The organism is Microbacterium testaceum (assembly GCF_001476655.1).
GTDB classification, from domain to species: domain Bacteria; phylum Actinomycetota; class Actinomycetes; order Actinomycetales; family Microbacteriaceae; genus Microbacterium; species Microbacterium testaceum_C.
On the sequence record NZ_LDRT01000122.1, the window covers coordinates 1 to 18,741 of the forward strand.

Annotated in this window: 19 protein-coding genes; 5 read left to right on the forward strand and 14 right to left on the reverse strand. The window is 66.8% G+C overall.

The window, feature by feature from the left end; all coding sequences use genetic code 11:
- Nucleotides 1-34: 34 nt before the first annotated feature.
- The 4 genes from fgd (at nucleotide 35) to NS220_RS15060 (ending at nucleotide 3,727) form a co-directional block, all read left to right on the forward strand.
- The gene (gene fgd / locus NS220_RS15045; RefSeq protein WP_058624839.1) at nucleotides 35-1,045 is read left to right on the forward strand and encodes a glucose-6-phosphate dehydrogenase (coenzyme-F420); all 1,011 of its coding nucleotides are present in this window, start codon (nucleotides 35-37) and stop codon (nucleotides 1,043-1,045) included.
- A 128-nt stretch (nucleotides 1,046-1,173) separates the two neighbouring features.
- Nucleotides 1,174-1,812, forward strand: a complete 639-nt coding sequence (gene cofC / locus NS220_RS15050; protein ID WP_058624862.1) for a 2-phospho-L-lactate guanylyltransferase — start codon at nucleotides 1,174-1,176, stop codon at nucleotides 1,810-1,812.
- A 273-nt stretch (nucleotides 1,813-2,085) separates the two neighbouring features.
- Nucleotides 2,086-2,661, forward strand: coding sequence for an RNA polymerase sigma factor (locus NS220_RS15055; protein ID WP_058624863.1), 576 nt, complete (start codon nucleotides 2,086-2,088; stop codon nucleotides 2,659-2,661).
- Nucleotides 2,654-3,727: a CU044_5270 family protein gene (locus NS220_RS15060; protein WP_058624840.1), complete on the forward strand. Its 1,074-nt coding sequence runs from the start codon at nucleotides 2,654-2,656 to the stop codon at nucleotides 3,725-3,727. Before NS220_RS15055 ends, NS220_RS15060 begins: the two co-directional genes overlap by 8 nt.
- A 154-nt stretch (nucleotides 3,728-3,881) precedes the next feature.
- Here the strand turns inward: NS220_RS15060 and NS220_RS19810 are convergent, their stop codons facing one another.
- The 14 genes from NS220_RS19810 to hemQ form a co-directional block, all read right to left on the reverse strand.
- Nucleotides 3,882-4,340 carry a hypothetical protein gene (locus NS220_RS19810; protein ID WP_153004318.1) on the reverse strand — a complete coding sequence of 153 codons (459 nt, stop codon included), beginning with the start codon at nucleotides 4,338-4,340 and terminating at the stop codon, nucleotides 3,882-3,884.
- A gap of 2,040 nt (nucleotides 4,341-6,380) precedes the next feature.
- Entirely contained in the window at nucleotides 6,381-6,743 is a 363-nt protein-coding gene (locus tag NS220_RS19820; RefSeq protein WP_153004320.1) for a hypothetical protein, read from the reverse strand.
- Nucleotides 6,744-6,882: 139 nt separating this feature from the next.
- Nucleotides 6,883-7,119, reverse strand: coding sequence for a hypothetical protein (locus NS220_RS19825; RefSeq protein WP_206543035.1), 237 nt, complete (start codon nucleotides 7,117-7,119; stop codon nucleotides 6,883-6,885).
- A 531-nt stretch (nucleotides 7,120-7,650) separates the two neighbouring features.
- Nucleotides 7,651-8,337 carry a hypothetical protein gene (locus NS220_RS15065; protein ID WP_153004322.1) on the reverse strand — a complete coding sequence of 229 codons (687 nt, stop codon included), beginning with the start codon at nucleotides 8,335-8,337 and terminating at the stop codon, nucleotides 7,651-7,653.
- Nucleotides 8,338-8,536: 199 nt separating this feature from the next.
- On the reverse strand, nucleotides 8,537-8,899 hold the full coding sequence (locus NS220_RS19830; RefSeq protein WP_153004323.1) for a hypothetical protein: 363 nt from the start codon (nucleotides 8,897-8,899) through the stop codon (nucleotides 8,537-8,539).
- Nucleotides 8,900-9,160: 261 nt separating this feature from the next.
- A complete protein-coding gene (locus tag NS220_RS15070) occupies nucleotides 9,161-10,495 on the reverse strand; it encodes an RHS repeat-associated core domain-containing protein (RefSeq protein WP_058624842.1) in 1,335 nt (444 codons plus the stop codon).
- A 306-nt stretch (nucleotides 10,496-10,801) separates the two neighbouring features.
- A complete protein-coding gene (gene cofD, locus NS220_RS15075) occupies nucleotides 10,802-11,767 on the reverse strand; it encodes a 2-phospho-L-lactate transferase (RefSeq protein WP_058624843.1) in 966 nt (321 codons plus the stop codon).
- A 37-nt stretch (nucleotides 11,768-11,804) separates the two neighbouring features.
- A complete protein-coding gene (locus tag NS220_RS15080; RefSeq protein WP_058624844.1) occupies nucleotides 11,805-12,287 on the reverse strand; it encodes a DUF2231 domain-containing protein in 483 nt (160 codons plus the stop codon).
- Between the two features lie 66 nt (nucleotides 12,288-12,353).
- Nucleotides 12,354-12,548: a hypothetical protein gene (locus NS220_RS15085; protein WP_058624845.1), complete on the reverse strand. Its 195-nt coding sequence runs from the start codon at nucleotides 12,546-12,548 to the stop codon at nucleotides 12,354-12,356.
- Between the two features lie 80 nt (nucleotides 12,549-12,628).
- A complete protein-coding gene (hemL, locus tag NS220_RS15090) occupies nucleotides 12,629-13,969 on the reverse strand; it encodes a glutamate-1-semialdehyde 2,1-aminomutase (RefSeq protein ID WP_058624846.1) in 1,341 nt (446 codons plus the stop codon).
- A 212-nt stretch (nucleotides 13,970-14,181) separates the two neighbouring features.
- Complete coding sequence (gene hemB / locus NS220_RS15095) at nucleotides 14,182-15,165, reverse strand: porphobilinogen synthase (RefSeq protein ID WP_058624847.1); 984 nt, start codon at nucleotides 15,163-15,165, stop codon at nucleotides 14,182-14,184.
- Nucleotides 15,162-15,977, reverse strand: coding sequence for a uroporphyrinogen-III synthase (locus NS220_RS15100; protein ID WP_058624848.1), 816 nt, complete (start codon nucleotides 15,975-15,977; stop codon nucleotides 15,162-15,164). The genes hemB and NS220_RS15100 overlap by 4 nt, the downstream gene beginning before the upstream one ends.
- Nucleotides 15,974-17,092, reverse strand: a complete 1,119-nt coding sequence (hemC, locus tag NS220_RS15105; RefSeq protein WP_058624849.1) for a hydroxymethylbilane synthase — start codon at nucleotides 17,090-17,092, stop codon at nucleotides 15,974-15,976. The genes NS220_RS15100 and hemC overlap by 4 nt, the downstream gene beginning before the upstream one ends.
- On the reverse strand, nucleotides 17,089-17,757 hold the full coding sequence (gene hemQ / locus NS220_RS15110) for a hydrogen peroxide-dependent heme synthase (protein WP_013584956.1): 669 nt from the start codon (nucleotides 17,755-17,757) through the stop codon (nucleotides 17,089-17,091). Before hemQ ends, hemC begins: the two co-directional genes overlap by 4 nt.
- A 144-nt stretch (nucleotides 17,758-17,901) precedes the next feature.
- Between hemQ and NS220_RS15115 the strand changes: the two genes are divergently transcribed.
- The gene (locus tag NS220_RS15115; RefSeq protein ID WP_058624850.1) at nucleotides 17,902-18,690 is read left to right on the forward strand and encodes a bestrophin-like domain; all 789 of its coding nucleotides are present in this window, start codon (nucleotides 17,902-17,904) and stop codon (nucleotides 18,688-18,690) included.
- The last annotated feature ends 51 nt before the right edge of the window (nucleotides 18,691-18,741 follow it).

An 18,741-nucleotide genomic window follows, 5' to 3' on the forward strand; every position in this document is an offset into this window, starting at 1 on the left:
CCTCCCCACCCACCCGCACGGCTAGGAGACAGCGATGACCATTCCCCTGCGATTCGGATACAAGGCCTCGAGCGAGCAGTTCGGACCCAACGAGCTTCTCGACTTCGGCGTGCTCGCCGAAGAGGTGGGCTTCGACTCCGTCTTCCTCTCCGACCACCTGCAGCCGTGGATGCACGACGGCGGCCACGCCCCCAACGCGCTGCCGTGGCTCGGCGCCCTCGGCGCCCGCACGTCGCGCGTCATCATCGGCACCAGCGTGCTCACCCCCACCTTCCGCTACCACCCGGGCGTCATCGCCCAGGTCTTCGCGACCCTCGGCGTCATGTACCCGGGCCGCGTGGTCCTCGGCGTGGGCACCGGCGAGGCGCTCAACGAAGTGACCCTCGGTCTCGAGTGGCCCGAGGCGCCCGAGCGCTTCCAGCGCCTCAAAGAGGCCATCACGATCATCAACGAGCTCTGGGCCGGCGAGCGGGTCACCTACGAGGGCACCTACTACTCGGTGAAGGATGCCACGATCTACGACCGTCCCGAGCAGAAGGTGCCGATCTACATCGGCGCCTCCGGCCCCGCGGCGACGCGTCTCGCCGGTCGGATCGCCGAGGGCTACATCACCACCAGCGGCAAGGACCCCGAGCTGTACACCGAGAAGCTCCTCCCCGCCCTCGACGACGGCCTCGGCAAGGCCGGTCGGACACGCGACGACGTCGACACCCTCATGGAAGTGAAGGTGTCGTACCACCCCGACCACGACACCGCGCTCGAGAAGACGCGCTTCTGGGCCCCGCTCGCCCTCACCGCCGAAGAGAAGATGAGCGTGCACGACCCCATCGAGATGCAGCGCCTCGCGAACGAGCTGCCGATCGAGCGGGCGGCATCCCGCTTCATCGTCTCGACCGACCCCGACGAGCACGTCGAACGCATCGCGAAGTACGTCGACCTCGGCTTCCGCCACCTCGTTTTCCACGACCCGGGCCACGACCAGGAGGAGTTCCTCCGCACCTACGGAGAAGAGATCCTCCCGCGCCTGCGCAAGCGTTTCGGCTGAGCGGCCCGAGGGCCGCGACCGGGCCGAAGCGGGCCGAACTCCGGAGGAATCGAGGGCGAGTGCTCCATTTCCGCCGAAACCGCCACCCCTGACCGGATATGTCAGGAGTTCTGCGCACAATGGACGCGATGAGCACTCCCGAGATCCGCGACGGCTGGACCGTCGTCGTGCCGGTCAAGCCCGCCGCCCAGGGCAAGACGCGGCTGACCGCCGTCACGGCGGACCGCGAAACGCTGGCCCGCGCGATCGCCCTCGACACGATCGCCGCCGTCGCGTCCACGGCCCGCGTCCGACGCGTGCTCGTGGTGACCGACGACGCCGAGGTGCGCGCGCACGTCGCGCAGTGGCCCGCGGTCGACGTCCTGGCCGAGGGCGAAGTCCGCGGTCTCGACGCGGCGATCGCGCTCGGGGCCGAGGCGGCGGGGGTGAGCGCTCCCCGTGCCGCGCTCCTGGGCGACCTGCCGGCGCTGTCGTCGCGCGATCTCGACGCCGCCCTGGCGCGCGCGGGCGAGGTCGAACGGGGCCTGGTCCCGGATGCCGAGGGCACCGGCTCCACCCTCGTCACCGCCCGCCCGGGCGCGGTGTGGGTCTCGGCGTTCGGAGCCGACTCGGCGGCCCGCCACCGCCTGCTGGGCTGCACCGATCTCGCGATCCCGCGGGAGTCGACCCTCCGCCGCGACGTCGACACCGCGGCCCAGCTGGCCGAGGCGGTCGCGCTGGGCGTCGGCCCGCGGACCGCGGCGGTGCTGCGCGCGGCGGTCGCCTGACCCGGGCGAGACCTGCCGCGGCTGCCCCGGCCCGACCCGCGTGAGCCCCCTCGGGGCGGCGCTTCCGGGGCCGCGCACCCCGCTCGCCCCCGAACGTCGCAGAATTGCTCGAATCTCGGAGGTCTTCGGCGTGATCCTCCGAACTTCGCGTCATTCTCCGAGGAAACGGGCGGGCCGCGCAGCCCCTCCGCGCGCGCGCCGGAGCAACGCGCCAAAGAAATCCTCGGGCAATCGAGAACTAATTCCGCGAATCGGACAATACCCCGTGTGAGCATGCACGACGGCGACATCATCGTTCGGTCCCTAACCCACGGGGCCGCCTTCGCCGACCTCTACGACCGGCACCAGCGCGTCGTGCACCGCTACGTCGGCCGGCGCCTCGGCACAGCGTTCGCCGAAGACATCACCTCCGAGACCTTCCTGGTCGCGTTCGCGCGCCGCGCCTCCTTCACGGGCGGCCTCGACGCACGCCCCTGGCTCCTCGGCATCGCGACCGTCCTCATGCAGAAGCACACACGTCTCGAGGCGCGCGCGTGGCGCGGCATGCTCGCGGCCGACATCGCCCGCGTCCACGTCGATGACATCGAGTCCGCCGACGAGCGGATGGATGCCGACGGCCTCGCGCCGCACCTCGGCACCGCTCTCGCCGACCTCTCGCGCGGCGACCGAGACGTGCTGCTCCTGCACACCTTCGGCGACCTCGACTACGTCGGGATCGCCGAGGCCCTCGGCATCCCTCTCGGCACCGTCCGCTCGCGCCTCAGCCGCGCGCGGCGGAAGGTCCGCGCCGCTATCGCCCCTCACGTCAGTACGGCCCCCGGCCGAGAAAGAGAGCACCACCGTGGATGAGATCTCGCTGCTGAACCGCGTTCGGGCCGACGTTCCCGAGCGCACCCCCGACGATGTGATCCGCGGTCGCGCGGCTCTGCTGCGCGCGATCGAGACCCCGCCCTCCGCCGCCCCGGAACGCCGTCCCCGTCAGCGGTGGATCTGGGTCGGATCGGCGGTCGCGGCGACCTGCGCCCTCACCGGGGTGTTCGTGTTCGGCGGTGCCCTCGGCGCCCCGGGCGGCGCCGACCCCGCCGCGGCGGCCGTCCTGGGCTCGGCCGCCACGGCCGCACGCGGTGTCGTCGACCCGGTCGTCGGTCCCGGTCAGTACCTGGAGATCCGTACGGATGCCGTCTACGCGGCGACGGGCACGACCGAAGCGGACGCCGAGGTGGCCCGACAGCAGCGCGACGGCAACCTCGAGGACGGCGACTTCACGTCGTTCCTCGAGAGCGACGTGCAGGCTCTCTGGGTACCCGCCGACCGATCCGGCGACTGGGTGGAGGTCCGGTGTGCGCGCACCCCGGTCCAGACATTCGGCCCCCGCTCCGAGACGTTCGCCGCCGAAATGGGCATCGTCGTGGGCGACAGCCGCATGGTGTTCCCCGGGGGGAAGACCGAGTACGGCGCCCCCATCACGATGTTCGACGCCGACACGGCCACCGACCTCCCCCGCGATCCGCGTCAGCTGCTGGAGAGGATTTACGAGGAGAACGGCTCGGCCGGTCCCTCTCGCGACGGCGAAGCGCTGGTCTGGCTGGCCGACCGGCTGCGCTCGGGCACCGTCCCCGCGGAGCTGCGCTCGGTGTTCTACGAGACGGCAGCGCTGATTCCGGGCGTCACGATCACCGAGGAGCAGGCGACCCTCAACGGCCGCACGGGCACCGCGATCGGTCGCGACGAGGGCGCGAACGGCTTCCGCCAGGACATCATCATCGACCCCGAGACAGGCGCATTCATCGGCGAACGTCAGGTGCTGCTGCGCCCCGGCGCCGACATGCCCGCGGGAACGGCGACGGGCTCTACGTCGGTGACCACGACGGTCGTCGACGCGGCTCCTGAGGGGACGAGCCTGTGCGCGGGGTGATCGGCGTCGGTCCTGCTGACCTGGTGCTGCCGCCCACGCAGAGCCTCGCGATAGTCGCAGCGCCGAACGGGGTGCTCGACCCTTCGCCGATGCTCACCGGCGCGATTCAATGAACAGGAAGGTCGGAGATTTACGCACGAAGTAGGTGCCGGATCTAGCCTATGCGATTGAGATGGTCGGCAATTCTTTCCAGATCCTCCCTCGGCAAGGCCGTCGGCCAGATCTTACGGGTATTCAACGGAAAGAACGGTATTTCGACATCGTGTCCGTCATAGGGCACACGAGCCTTCAGGCAGCGAAAGCCGCCGGCAATCGTGAAATACTCTCCCACTTCGTACTTTATTCGGCTACCCGTGATATCGATGACGGGCTTGTTCAGGTCACGACGCCAGAACTGAATGGAATGGGGGGTGAGGACGACGCGCATCTCGACGGGAAGCTTGACTCTCCGCATGAAAGAACCGACTGTCTCAATCGCATCGCGCCTGTCATTATTAACCGACGTCGAAATGACTACACCATGAGGAAACATTTCAGACAGCCTGACTGTCTCACTGCGGCGGCCTCGGTTCAACACGAGAAGGACCGCGACGAAAACGGCGACCAATGCCAACGTCGTCCAGGCCAGGACCTCTAGGACTGTTGCAGCACCGCTCGATGCAACACTCGCCCCCCCCTCAATCCCGCGACGATGAACTGCGACGCCACCGCGGCGATAGATAGCCCGAGGACGGTACCGTACACCGGAGAAATACGTCGCCTTCGGTTGGGCGCAGGTTTATCTTCTCGTCCCACAGGTCAGGCATCCCTCCCATTTCTTGACACACGGTCGGTCGACCAAGGTCGCACATCGGCAGCAGCTTTCCAAACTTTGAAGGCCAGACCTATCCCGGCGCAGAGAGTGGTCCGGTTCATGCCGTTCCGCTCGGTCGAGAGCGTGGCCCGCTCATTCACTGCACGGCCTCTCCGCGGTCGTTCTCCCATACGTACTCATCCACTCACCCGACGCCGCAAAGCGACTGAGCGAGTCAACATCGAAGGACGCGCGTATTCCGCCTAGTGTGTGCGGCTCCCAGCCGATGTCAACAAAGACAGTGGCTCGGTCCTCGGTGATGGGCAGACTCGATGAGGCCGAAACCGCAAGTTCTTCCGACATGCTCTGGGGAGTGAAGAGCGCGCCAGACGAAAGCCGAAAAGTCCCGGACGCTGAAAGGAGCGTTTGGTCTCTTCTGTCTCGGCCGTAAACAGCCGAATCAACAAGCAAGAGCGAGAACTCTTCAGTCCGATCACCACACCAGACGAAGCTGACTTCTCCGCCTCGAAGGGAAAGATAAAGAGGTTGCTCGTTAGGTGTCGACGGAAAACACCCCGACAGGCTTAGGACAGCAAGAACCAGCGATGCCATCCGTAACGATCGCGACGAACCCACTGATAGAGCGCACGTTTCAACAGTGATCACAACCACCACTCCAGCCCGCATCGGCCGCTGAACAGTTCGCGAAAGCACGGTCACCTACGACCATTCCCGACACCGCGCTGTTAGCCACGCAGGACGCCATAAGACTCACGGTACCGAATCCAGCCCGTTGCTCAGAGTGACAAGACTCATGATCGAGCAAGTCCGCATCATGGATCACGTCCGATGTGCTATTGCCATTCACGAGGGTGTCGCCATTCATGCCCCCATCCGTGCCCGGGCCGCCGGAAGAGTCGCAGCAGAGGATCGCGCCGGTTGCCCACGCCGCCAACGCGGTTGACGGCCTTTTCAAGGAGCCACCCCCACCACCCCGTACCTCCGACGCAGTGCTGCCGTTCAGCTCGAGCAAGAGTCTGGCCCGCTTACTCACCGCACGGCCTATCCGCGGTCGTTCTCCCACCCGTACTCATCCACTCACCCGACGCCGCAAAGCGACTGACCGAATCAACACCGAAGGATGCACTTACTCCGTCGAGCTTATGCTGGTCGCGTCCGGTCTCGACAAAAACCGTGGCTCTGTTATCTGCTATCGGCAAAGTGGAAGACTTCGAGACGGTGAGGCCTTTGGAAATATCCTCAAGTGTGAATATCTCGCCCGAAGAGAGATGAAATGGACCTGCCGCCGAAAGGAGCGTCCTATCCTCCCGGTCTGGGCTATACACGGCAGCATCAACGAGCAGATAGGAGAATGATTCAGTATGTTCACCGCACCACATGAAGCTCATCTTCGCTCCTTTCAGGGAGAGAAACAGTGGCTGCTCATTAGGCGTAGACGGAGAACATCCCGACAGACATAGGATAGTGAGAATCAGCGCTATTGCTCGCGAACGTCGAAGCGAAACCGCGGATCGAGCGCAAGAGTAAATAGTAATCTTAACCACCGCCTTCGAATTCGGCGTCCGCCTCAAAATAGTTCGCGCAAGCACGGTCGCCCGCGGCATTATCTGATATCGCATTGTTGAGCATATAAGTGATACCGACGCTCACGGGACCGAATCCAGCCCACTGCTCTGAATGTCGCGACTCGCGTTCGAGAAGGTCTGGCTTGCTGATCACTAAACGCGCCACCGTCATCCCCGCCAAAAAAGACCGGAGCGTTTCCGAGGATGCGGATCGCGGAAAATCGTTGCATGAATTCCATGTCATCTCGCACGACGATCGTAGGCTGATGACCACTCATCCGTTGCACGGCCTGCCCGAAATCACGTCCCCATCAGTACTCATCCAGTCGCCTGTCGCCGCGAAGCGACTGGTCGAATCGATATCGAATGATGCTCGAATTCCCTCGAATTCCTTCGGAGACTGGCCTGTTCTCACAAATATGATTGCTCGGTCATCACTGATAGGCAACTCAGATCGCGTCGAGACGACAAGCCGTTCAGCCATATCGTCGACCGAGAAGCCTTCACCTGAGCGGAAATTAAACTCCCCGGACGCAGCGATTATCGTGCGATCCTCTCGATCTGGGCGATAGACGGCAGACTTAATCTGAAAATAGTTGAGTGTTTCAGTCAGCTCCCCGCACCAGATGAAACTCATCTTTCCATCTCTGAGAGATATGAAGAGTGGCTGCTCGTTCGTCGTAGACCACGGAAAACATCCGGCCAACGAAAGGATGACAATAATTGAAAGGATTACTGAGGCCGATCGAGTTGCATGAACTCGTCGAGCTCGGCGATCAGCAGAAATCATATCCGCCCTCCCTGAATCCTGCGTCGGCCTCAAAGTAGTTCGCGCAGGCGCGGTCACCGACGACCATGCCCGACACCGCACTGTTAGCCACATAGGACGCCATAAAATTCACGGCACCGAATCCAGCCCATTGCTCAGAGTGACGAGACTCATGATCGAGCAAGTCCGCATCATGGATCACGTCAGAAGTGCTATCGGCAGTCACGAACGTGTCGCCAATCATGGTCCCGCCTGTGCCAGGTCCCCCTGGATTATAAGAACCGCCACAGACGATCGTGCCGGTGGCTGCTATCGCACACCCATCCCCACCATTCATACGCGCCATGATTATCACCCTCGAAGAGACCGAAGCGTTTGCGAGGACTCGGATCGCGGGGAATTTTTGCATGAAGCTCACTGCCGTGGCCCTGGGCGGACAAACAGATCCCGCCGCCGGATAGGTGTAGCTCGACGTCGCGATCGACCCACCCGCCGAACGCGACACAACCTTTGTACGGTTGCCCGTACGAGTGTCGTAGCTAGGTTCCTTCCAGATCGGCGCAGGCCCCGCGAGCGTGGACGTTGTCGGCGTCTGCCCACAGGAGGCCGCACTCGACGGTGACCACGCCCGGGAGAGTTGGCGAAGCGCGTCATACTTATAGCAATTCACCTGCGTCTTAGGGGCATTGCAGCGGGCCCGATATCGCCACCACTTGCGTCTCCCTTGATACCTACATCTCCGCGGCATGGGTACCGGCTAGGTGCGTCGACTCCATCAACCTTGGCCGCCCCTCCGCGTGATACCGGGAGAGCGACCTTCGAGCTCGACTCCGAGCTTTTGCATTCCGGAGTCACCTAATCCGAAGTATCCTCGTATCCCCGAATACGCGAGAGTGGCTATGAAGCGAGACCCGTCCGAGAAGTTAAACCGAACCTGCGGCGACCATAGCCATTGCGACCACAAACGAACCTCCTCTATCGAGGTTACGGCGTCGAGCGAGTACTGCGCGATGAGCGAATCGGCCGAGCCTCGAATCTGCAACCCATCCTCATTCACAAGCAGGAATCCCGCCCCTGTCGCGTGATCGTTGCGCCAATCCCGCCAACTTTCGACACCAGTCGCGAGCGCCGAGGAGGAGAAGAGGAAGGCCACCGCGTCTCGATCGCCTTCAGTCGCCAAGGCGGCGAGGGTCGCCACACCGCGCAGGCGCCTACTCATGATCAACACCATAAGCACGGGGAACAGTAGCCCTAGCCCCACCCAGAACACAGCATCAATGACCGAGCGCCCCTGAGCGAGGCTCGCGTATATGCCACCCACCGAAACGGCCTCGACGATCAGCAATGACATCACGACAAAGGCCCCCGAAAGTCTAGACATCGGGCGTAGTATCGTGGCCCGTTCCGTAACAATCACCATGTTGGCAGTTCCCGCTTCCTGGATGGCAATAAGGTTGACCACAAGCAGTTGAGTGTCAAATATCTTCACCCCAGGGCGCCGCCGATGCCTGGCGCGGAGAATGAGATAACCGAAGACATTGCAATATCTACACCCCCAAACCCGCATCGACCTCAAATTGTTTCGCTCGATAGCGGTTGCCAAGGAACAGCTCAGGCGATGGCATGGCACGCCATTCAGCTCGGCCGAGAGCGTGGTCCGCTCATGCACTGCACGGCCTCTCCGCGATCGTTTTCCCACCTGTGCTCATCCACTCACCCGACGCCGCGAAGCGACTGACAGAATCCACGTCGAAGGACGCCCGAAAACCGTCCAAATTGTCTGGAGAAATGCCAGCGCTTACAAAAAATGTTGCGCGATGATCGCTGACAGGTAAATAGGATAGGTCAGACGCAACAAGCTTTTCAGCCATATCGTCAACAGAGAACTGTATTCCTGGCTCGAAATCGAAGTCGCCAGACGCCGCGATGATCGTGCCATCGCGCCTGTTCGGACGGTACACGGCAGATTCAACTTGAAAATAGGAGAACGGTTCAGTCCGATCTCCACACCAGAGGAACGACATCCTTCCGTTTTTCAGAGAGAGAAAGAGTGGCTGCTCGTTGGGTGAGGACATCACAGAGCACCCCGAGAAAAGAATCGCGGAAACTGCGAACATGATCACTAGAGCCGTTCGAGCTGCATTCCTTAGCCCAAACCAAGATTTAGCAGTAATCGTAACCACCCTCCCCGAAACCTGCATCCCCTTCGAAGTAGTTCCCGCACGCGCGATCTCCCACAGTCATCTCGGAGATCACATTGTTAGCCAAATAGGATGCGATGAAGTTCACGGGACCGAATCCAGCCCACTGCTCGGAATGAGGTGATTCATGATCAAGAAGGCGCGGCCTGGCCAGATCGTGCCGGTTGCTGCGATAGCGCACCCATCCCCACCATTCACATGCGCCATGATTATCCCCGTCAGAGAGACCGGAGCGTTTGCGATGATTCGGATCGCGGGGAATTGATGCATGAAGTCTGTGCCAGCCAACCCGATCGCGACGTTCGGCATAGTCGTCGACGTGGCCGCCTTCAAGACGTTCGTAAGCTCCGGCTGCTTACCGCCGGTGGACGCCCCCATGCGGTACTCGCCCGGCCAGTTGAACCGCGGCGCGGCACCTGCGCCACCCGTCGAACGCCCGCCTCCAGCGCCCCACTGGCGCCCACACCGCAGGCTCCACCCGGAGCACGACGACGACCCACCCTGACCCCACAGGCTGAGCGGGTTGGTCGGATTCTTGTTGCCCTGCGCCTTCGCGGCCTCGAACGCCCCACACTTCCCGATTCGCCCACACCCTTCCTCCCGAAACAGGCCCGTCGGGTCGCTGAACGTCACCGGGTTGTTCCCCGAGTACGCGTATCCGGTGTTCTGTAGCGGCTTCTTCGGATCGACGACCGGGTCCACCGAGATGAACTTCCCCAATTTCGGATCGTAGGTGCGTGCGCCGATGCTCGTCAGCCCCGTCGACGTGGTCAACGGCTTGTTCAAGAAGCCATTCCCGTCCGCCCATACGCCCGACGTTCCGCCGATCGGCATCCCGAACGGGTCGCGATACTGCTTGGTCGTGACGCCCGATGCCGCGACCGTCTGGGTGTCCACCGTCCCGTGGATGTCCGCGAACAGCCACGTCACCACCGTGCCCGAAACCCCCGACTTCGCCGACCGCTCGGCAACCGGGATCTTGCCCGCACCCGAATACGTCCGCACACCCGTCACCGTGCCCCCGTTGGGCGCCTGCGTCAACACGGTGTCCCCCAGGAAGAGGGTCACACCCTCTGTCGTGTTCGAGCGCATCAGAAGGTTGCCGTCAGCGTCATAGGTGTTCGACTGGGTCACGTTGGTCGAAGACACCGTGATCGAGGCCACCTTGCCGAACTCGTTGTACGACACGGTCTGTCCCGGCCGCGACGTCATATTGCCCGCCTGATCGAACCCGTACGACCCGCCGCCGTTCGACGATGAGCCGCTCACCGCCGTCGCCCCGTGCGGACGGGCAGATCCCGCCGCCGGATAGGTGTAGCTCGACGTTGCGATCGACCCGCTCGCCGAACGCGATACCACCTTGGTGCGGTTGCCCGTGCCGGACCGCGTGATGAGCGCGGACGAAATCGAATGACGCAAATCAGAGCCCCTTGCTGGACCACACGGCGACTCCTGTCGGGCAAAGTGCGTCCGCGATTGGACGATAACCGCAAAGCTTCCAGCTAACCAAGAGCTAACTACTAGCAAAAAGACATGTTCACCCGGCAGATCGCCCTCCCGGCGCGAATCTTGCGGTGGCCGCTTCGGAGGGGCTCACGCCATCACACCTCCCCATGACATGCGCTGAGCCGGAATCGCGCGCCGGATCCGGACCGAGACGCCGCCGGCATCCGGTTCTGGTATCCAACCTCGGTTCTGCGGCCACCTCGGCCGCGCACCAGCGGCTCAGGCCCCGAGCGCCGCCTCCGCGATCGCGGCCGAGCTCTCCTCGTCGCGCATCCACAGCGGCGCGACCACGGCCCGGATTCCGACGGCCTCGACCTCGGGCGCGGCCGCGGCGTCTTCCTCCGCGAGCAACCACGCGTCGAGCACCCCGTCCGCCGACCGCGCGCCGTAGTGCCGCGCCACCGCGGCAGCGGACGTCTCGACCCCGATCGCCGTCAGGCACACGTCCGCCATCCCGCGCACCACACGCCCGCCGATAATGGGCGAGACGCCGACCACGCGCGCCGACGTCGTGCGAAGAGCGTCCCGGATGCCGGGAACGGCGAGGATCGGGCCGATCGACACCACGGGGTTCGACGGCGCGAGCAGCACCACGTCGGCCTCCGCGATCGCCTCCGCGACGCCCGGTGCGGGCGTGGCATCCGTCATCCCGGGGTTCTCGAAAGCGCGCGGAGTCAGTTGCGCGCGATGGCGCGTCCACCACTCCTGGAAGTGCAGACGTCGCCCGTCCTCGAGCAGCACGTGGGTGTCGACCTCGCTGTCGGTCATGGGGAGGAGCCGGATGCCGAGCGGCCAGCGCTGCGCCATCCGGGCGAGGACCTGGGTCGGGGTGAGACCCTCGCGGAGCCATCCGGTGCGGGCGAGATGCGTGCCGAGGTCGAGGTCACCGAGCGTGAACCAGGGCCAGCCGGCGCCCCACGCCTGCAACTCCTCGTTGACGCGCTCGGTGTCGCCCGCGCGTCCCCAGCCGCGCTCGGTGTCGTTGACCCCGGCGAGCGCATAGGTGATCGAGTCGACGTCGGGCTGCAGGCGCACCCCCGACAGCCAGAGGTCGTCGCCCGTGTTGACGACCACGGTGGCCTCCGGCGCCCCGAGCCGACGGAGCGCGGCGCGGATGCCGAGGGTGAACTTCGACCCTCCGACTCCACCGGCGAGGACGACGACGCGAGGCGCGGAGGATTTCATCCCTCCAGTCTTGCACCGCGTCGCGGCCGGGGCGGGGTCAGGAGCCGGCTGCGCCGAGAGCCGACCAGACCGCCCGCGCACCGCTGTCGCCGACCAGCACGAGGTCCACTGTCGCACCGACCGAAACGACGATCGCGGCGACGGCGATGGCGACGGTGATCGCCCGGCTGCGGGCGACGGGTCGCTCCGCCCAGCGCTTCCGCCACCAGAACCACGCCCATTGGCCGACCGCGACCACGATCAGGAAGAACGCCCAGATCACCGGCCCGTTGCCCATCGACGTGTGGGCTTCGACGAGCGCCGTCGACGGAACCTGACGCTCGAGCGCCTCGCCCGCCTGCTTCGCCAGGAGCGCGAAGGCCCCGCCCGCGACCGCGGCGATCGGGGTGAGGATGCCGAGACGTCGTCGCGCGGCGGGCCAGACGCTGCCGACGATCAGCATCAGGGCCGCGAGGGGCAGGAGCACGACGGCGCCGTGGACGAGGAGGGGGTGAAGCGGGAGGCCCGCGAACTGCCACATGCGCCGATCACAGCACACGTGTGCCCGTGAGGTCGAGAGGGATCGCAGCGCCGCGGGGTGAACGTCTCAGGACGAGACGGTGCCCACCGGTCGCCGCGGCCGGGAAACGGCCACGGGATGCCACGTCGCGCGTCGTCGGCGCGGCATCCGTCCGTGCACGCGGCCGAGGGACGCGACATCGAGGCCGCGCACGAGCGCGATCACCGCGACGGCGACCACGGCGACGGCGAAGAGCAGAACGACGAGGGATGCGACGAGCATGCCTCCAGCCTCGCGACGACGCCGACCCGGCACATCAGCAGGAAGGACGACATCCTTCCCTCCCGCGGATGAGATCTGCGCTACTGCGCCAGCAGCGTCGGGTCCAGCGCCGCCGCGGCCGCCTTCGCCGCACCCGGCAGCGCGTCGAGCACGTGCTCGAGGGCGGCCTCGTCGTGGGCGGCGGTGAGGAACCACGCCTCGAAGACGCTCGGGGGCAGCGAGATGCCGGCATCCAGCATCGCGTGGAAGAACGGCGCGTAGCGGTACGACTGCTGCGTGAGCGCCGTGGCGTAGTCTCGCGGCACCTCGGGCAGGAACGCGACGCCGAACAGCGAACCGGCGCGCGGGACGGCGTGCACGACGCCCTCCGTGGTGAGTGCCGCGTCGAGCGCGTCGGCGACCCGGGCGGCAGAAGCGTCGACCGCGGCGTACACGTCGGGCGTGGCGAGCCGCAGCGTCGCCAAGCCCGCGGCCACCGACAGCGGATTGCCCGACAGCGTTCCGGCCTGGTACACCGGGCCGAGGGGGGCGAGGTGGTCCATGACCTCGGCGCGACCACCCAGGGCGGCCAGCGGCATCCCTCCGCCGACGACCTTGCCGAACGTGAGGATGTCGGGCAGGTAGGTCTCCCCCTGCGACGCCTGCAGGCCCCAGAACCCGGCGGGGTGCACGCGGAAGCCGGTGAGCACCTCGTCCATGATGAGCAGCGAACCGTGGCTATGCGCAATGTCGGCGAGCGCGGCGTTGAAGCCGGGCAGCGGCGGCACGACGCCCATGTTGGCGGAGGCGGCCTCGACGATGATCGCGGCGATGTTCTCGCCGTGCACCGCGAACACCTCGCGCACCGCGTCGAGGTCGTTGTAGGGCAGCACGAGGGTCTGGGCCGCGATCGGCGCGGGCACACCGGCCGATCCGGGCAGGGCGAGGGTGGCCACGCCCGAGCCCGCCGCGGCGAGGAGCCCGTCGGAGTGCCCGTGGTAGTGCCCGGCGAACTTGATGAGCAGGTCGCGACCCGTCACACCGCGTGCGAGGCGGATCGCGGTCATCGTCGCCTCGGTGCCCGTGGACACGAGCCGCACCTTCTCGACGGGCTTCAGTTCGCCGACCTGTACGCGACCGGCGATGAGGTCGGCGAGCTCGACCTCGGCCCCCGTGGGAGCTCCGAACGACAGACCTCGGGATGCCGCCTCCCGCACGGCCTCGACGACCTCGGGGTGCGCGTGACCGAGGAGCGCCGGACCCCACGAGGCGACGAGGTCGACGTACTCGCGACCCGCGGCGTCGGTGATCCGCGGACCCGAGGCCGACTGCACGAACCGCGGGGTGCCGCCGACGGAGCCGTACGCGCGCACCGGGGAGTTCACGCCGCCCGGAATGACGTCCTTCGCGCGGGCGAACCACTGGTCGTTGAGATCGGTCATGGGTTGCTCATCCTCTCGATGTGCACAACGCAGGAAACTCGGGGGCGTGCCCGCGCCGCGGGGTGTGCAAGGTCAATCTTTCCGGAGTTGTGCGGCGCGTGGCCGCGAACGGCGGTGGGAATCTCCTGCGTCGTGTCCGACGGCGAGCGCGACCGACGCCGCGCCCGTCGGGCCGACCGCGTCCCAGCCGCCGACGGCGTCCCCGCGCCGGTCTACAGCTCTTCGCGGAGCCAGCGGGCCGCTTCGACAGCCCAGTAGGTCAGGATCGCGTCGGCACCGGCGCGGCGGATGCCGAGCAGGCTCTCGAGGATCGCGCCGCGGCGGTCGATCCAGCCGTGGGCCGCGGCGGCCTCGACCATCGCGTACTCCCCCGAGACCTGGTAGGCCCACACGGGGACGTCGACCGACGCCTTCACGTCGGCGAGCACGTCGAGGTACGGCAGCGCGGGCTTGACCATGACGATGTCGGCGCCCTCTTCGACGTCGAGAAGAGCCTCGCGCAGCCCCTCGCGGGCGTTGCCGGGATCGAGCTGGTACGAACGCCGGTCACCCTTGAGCTGCGAGTCGACGGCCTCGCGGAACGGACCGTAGAACGCGCCGGCGTACTTGGCCGAGTACGCCAGGATCAGCGTGTCGGTGAAGCCCTCGGCATCCAGGGCTTCGCGCACCGCGCCGACCTGGCCGTCCATCATGCCCGACAGCCCGAGCATCGCCGACCCCGCCCGCGCCTGCGCGAGCCCCATCGCGGTGTAGCGCTCGAGGGTGGCGTCGTTGTCGACGGAACCGTCGGGCTGCAAGACACCGCAATGCCCGTGGTCGGTGAACTCGTCGAGGCACAGGTCGGTCTGCACGACCAGCGCGTCGCCGACCTCGGCCACGACCGCCTCGGTCGCCACGTTCAGGATGCCGTTCGGGTCATCGGCACCCGAGCCCACCGCATCGCGCGTGTCGGGGACGCCGAACAGCATCACGCCGCCGATGCGCTCCTCCGCGGCCTGCGCGACCGCGCGCCGCAGGGAATCGAGCGAGTGCTGCACGATGCCCGGCATCGAGCCGATCGGGCTCGGCTCGGTGATGCCCTCGCGCACGAACATCGGCAGCACGAGCTGCGAGGGCACGAGGTGAGTCTCCCGAGCGAGACGACGGACGGCGGGGGTGCGGCGCAGACGCCGCGGGCGGTGCTCGGGAAAACTCATGAGGTCGATTCTTCGGCGGGAAGGGGGAAGCGGGCGACGGCTTCGATCAGCGACTCGACGGTCTGCTTCTCGGCGACGACGTCGACACTGAGCCCCGCACGCTTGGCATCTTTCGCGGTGCGCGGGCCGATCGCCGCGATGACGGTGGAGGCCGGGATCTCGGGGAACTGAGCGACCACCTGTTCGGCGACCGAACCGCTGGTGACGAGGATCGCGTTGATGCGGCCCGAGTGCACGTCGCCGGCGATCTTCTCGGTCACCGGGACGCCGACCGTGCGATAGGCGACGACACTGCGGACGTCGTGCCCCGCCTCGATCAGCAGGCGCGTCAGCACCGGCTTGGCGATCTCGCTGCGGAGGGTCAGCACCTTGCGCGGCTCGGATTCGAGGTCGATCATCTGCTCGGCCATGCCCTGAGCGGAGTTGTCCCGCTCGGGAACGAGGTCGACGCGGTAGCCCACGGCCTGCATCGCCGCGGCGGTGGTCTCACCGACGACGGCGACCTTGGTGTCGGCGGGGATCTCGGCCCGATAGGCGTAGAGCACGTCCACGGTGGTCGCGCTCGTGAGCGTCAGCCAATCGAACGCGCCAGCCGCAAGATCGGCGAGCGCCTGCTCGAGGGTCGCCTGATCGTTCGTGGGCGCGAAGTTGATGAGGGGCGCGATGACGGGAACAGCCCCGCGCTGACGCAGACTCGCCGCGACACCGTCTCCCCACGGACCACCGCGCGGCACGAGCACGCGGCGGCCGGCCAGCGGTTTGGGCACGCTGCCGGTCGAGGTGGTCGGCGTTTGCCAGTGGCCTTCATTCATGTGGTCGACTCTCGTGGTACCAGGTCGGCCGCCCCACGTTCGAGCAACCGACGCGCGGCTTCGCGGCCTATCCGCGCTGCCCGCGCGATGAGACCCCCGTCGTCGGCAGCATCCGCTCCATTGCCACTGCCCGTTTCCCGAGCATACCCCTGCTCGGCGCGCCCCGGCTCGACGTGTCTGGGCTCCCGGCGGTCGGGAATCCCGGGTTCGGGCACCCCGTGCTCGGCAACACCGGGTTCGGGACGCATGCGTTCGGGTTCCCCGCGGAGGGGCTCCACACGCACCGTCCTGTCGATACCGATGCGATGCGTCCCGTCGAGCGCGTAGACGACGGCCCGCAGCCGAAGATCGCCGTCGACGATCGACGCGTGCGTGCCGACGGGGGCGTGGCATCCGGCATCCAGCACCGACAGCACCGTGCGCTCGGCCGTGATCGCGGCGCGCGTGTCCTCGTCGTCCAGCGCCGACAGCGCGGCGAGGGTGTCGGCGTCGATGTCGGTGCGCGTCTCGACCGCGAGCGATCCCTGCCCGGGAGCGGTCGGCCACTCCGCGAGGCCGAGCGGCTCGGATCGCAGACCACCGAGCTCACCGCCGAGCCGGGACAGGCCTGCGGCGGCGAGGATGACGGCATCCAGTTCTCCGTCGCGCACGCGCGCGAGACGCGAGTCGACGTTGCCGCGGATGTCGCGGATATCCAGGCGCGGGTTGTGGCGCAGCGCCTGCGCGATGCGGCGCGGCGAACCGGTGCCCACCCGTGAGCCCGCCTCCAGAGCATGCAGCGGCGTGCCGTCGCGCGTGATGACGACGTCGCGGGCGTCCTCGCGCGGAGGCGTCGCGGCGATGACGAGCCCCTCCGGCTGGGCGGTGGGCAGGTCCTTCAGCGAGTGCACGAGGAAGTCGCACCTCCCGGCGGCGAGCGCTTCGCGCAGGCCGTTCGCGAAGACACCGCGCCCCCCGAGCTGAGAGAGCGACGCGCGGTTGACGTCTCCCTCCGACACGATCGGCACGAGCTCGACCTCGCGGCCGGATGCCGCGGCGACGGCGTCGGCCACCATCTGCGACTGCGCCAGCGCCAGCGCGCTGCGCCGGGTGCCGAGACGCAGGGGGGCGGTCACTGGAGGATCTCGGGGATCTCGTCCAGCGTGACCAAACGACCGGTGTAGAACGGCACCTCTTCGCGGACGTGGCGACGGGCCTCGGTGTAGCGGAGGTCGCGCATCATGTCGACGAGGTCGGTCAGGACGTCGGCCTCCATCGGCAGCAGCCACTCGTAGTCGCCGAGGGCGAAGGATGCCACGGTGTTGGCGATGACGCCCTTGTAGGCGGACCCCTTCTTGCCGTGCTCGATCAGCATCTCGCGACGCTCGGCCTCGGGCAGCAGGTACCACTCGTAGCTGCGGACGAAGGGGTAGAGGCACAGCCACTGCTGCGCCGGGATGCCGCGGAGGAAGCCGGGCACGTGCGAGCGGTTGAACTCCGCGTCGCGGTGCACGCCCATCGCGTTCCAGGTGGGGAGGAGGTTCTTGAGCAGCTCGGTGCGCCGCAGGCGACGCAGGTCGCGCTGCAGGGCCTGGGGGTCCGGCCCGTGGAGCCAGATCATGAGGTCGGCGTCGGCGCGCAGGCCGCTCACGTCGTAGAAGCCCCGGACGGTCACGCCGTCGGCCTCGATGAGGGCGGTCAGGTCCGCGAGCTCGGTGGCTTCCGAAGCCGTCACCGGGTTCTCGGGGTCGCGGCGGAGGATGGCCCAGAGCGTGTAGATGGAGGAGCTGTCGTCGGACATGCTCTCAGTCTCGTCTTGTGCGCCCGGACGATCAAACCGATTGGCTCACTCGCGAGCCTTTTCGCGCATCGGGATGCGCGCGCGGGCCGGCGGTTGGTACTGTGCCCCGACGGCGTCGGGGGACGCCCGCCGAAAGGGTGCCCTATGTGGCTGTACGACTTCCCCATGCCCGTGGGGCTGCCGCTGTTCATCGTCTTCGTGGTCGGGCTCTCGTGCGGCATCCTGCTGGTGCTGCGCAAGTGGGTCTTCCGGGTCGCCCCGCAGGGTGAGGAGTGGGACCGCGTCCTCAGCTACGCGGTCGGCGCCTACGGCGTCTTCTACGGCGTCACCCTCGCGCTCATCGCCGCGGCGGCCTACGGCAATTTCACCGAGGTCGACGGCATCGTGCTCGAGGAGTCCTCCTCGCTCGCGTCGCTGTATCGCACCGCGACTCTTCTGCCCGAGCCGCAGCAGGACGAGCTGCAGGCCCAGATCGTGCAGTACACCCGCGCCGTCATCGACGAGGACTGGCCCGAGCAGCGGCAGCTCCGCCTGCCGTCGGAATCGGATGCCAACATCACCGGCATGCAGAAGGCCATCGACGCCGTGCAGCCGGCCTCGGCGGTGGAGGTCGTCTACGTGCAGGAAGCGCTCGAGCAGTTCCGCCAGCTGGTGCACGACCGCCGCGACCGCATCGCGCTCACGCACCTCGCGCTGCCGGGCGTGCTGTGGATCGTGCTGGGTGTGGGCGCGGTGCTGAACGCGGTGCTCATAGGACTCATCGAGGTGCGGAACCTGCGGATCCACCTCCTGATGTCGGGGATGCTGGCCCTCTTCGTCGCCCTCCTGCTCTACGCGATAGCCGGCTTCGACCACGCGTACGCGGGCCCCATCGCGGTGTCGCCGGAGTACTTCCAAGACCTCCTCGACGGGTTGTTCACGAACGAGCCGTGAGTCCCGCGGCGCCGCCGGCCCCGTCCCGCGGAGTCGGTGTCGCCCGTCGCC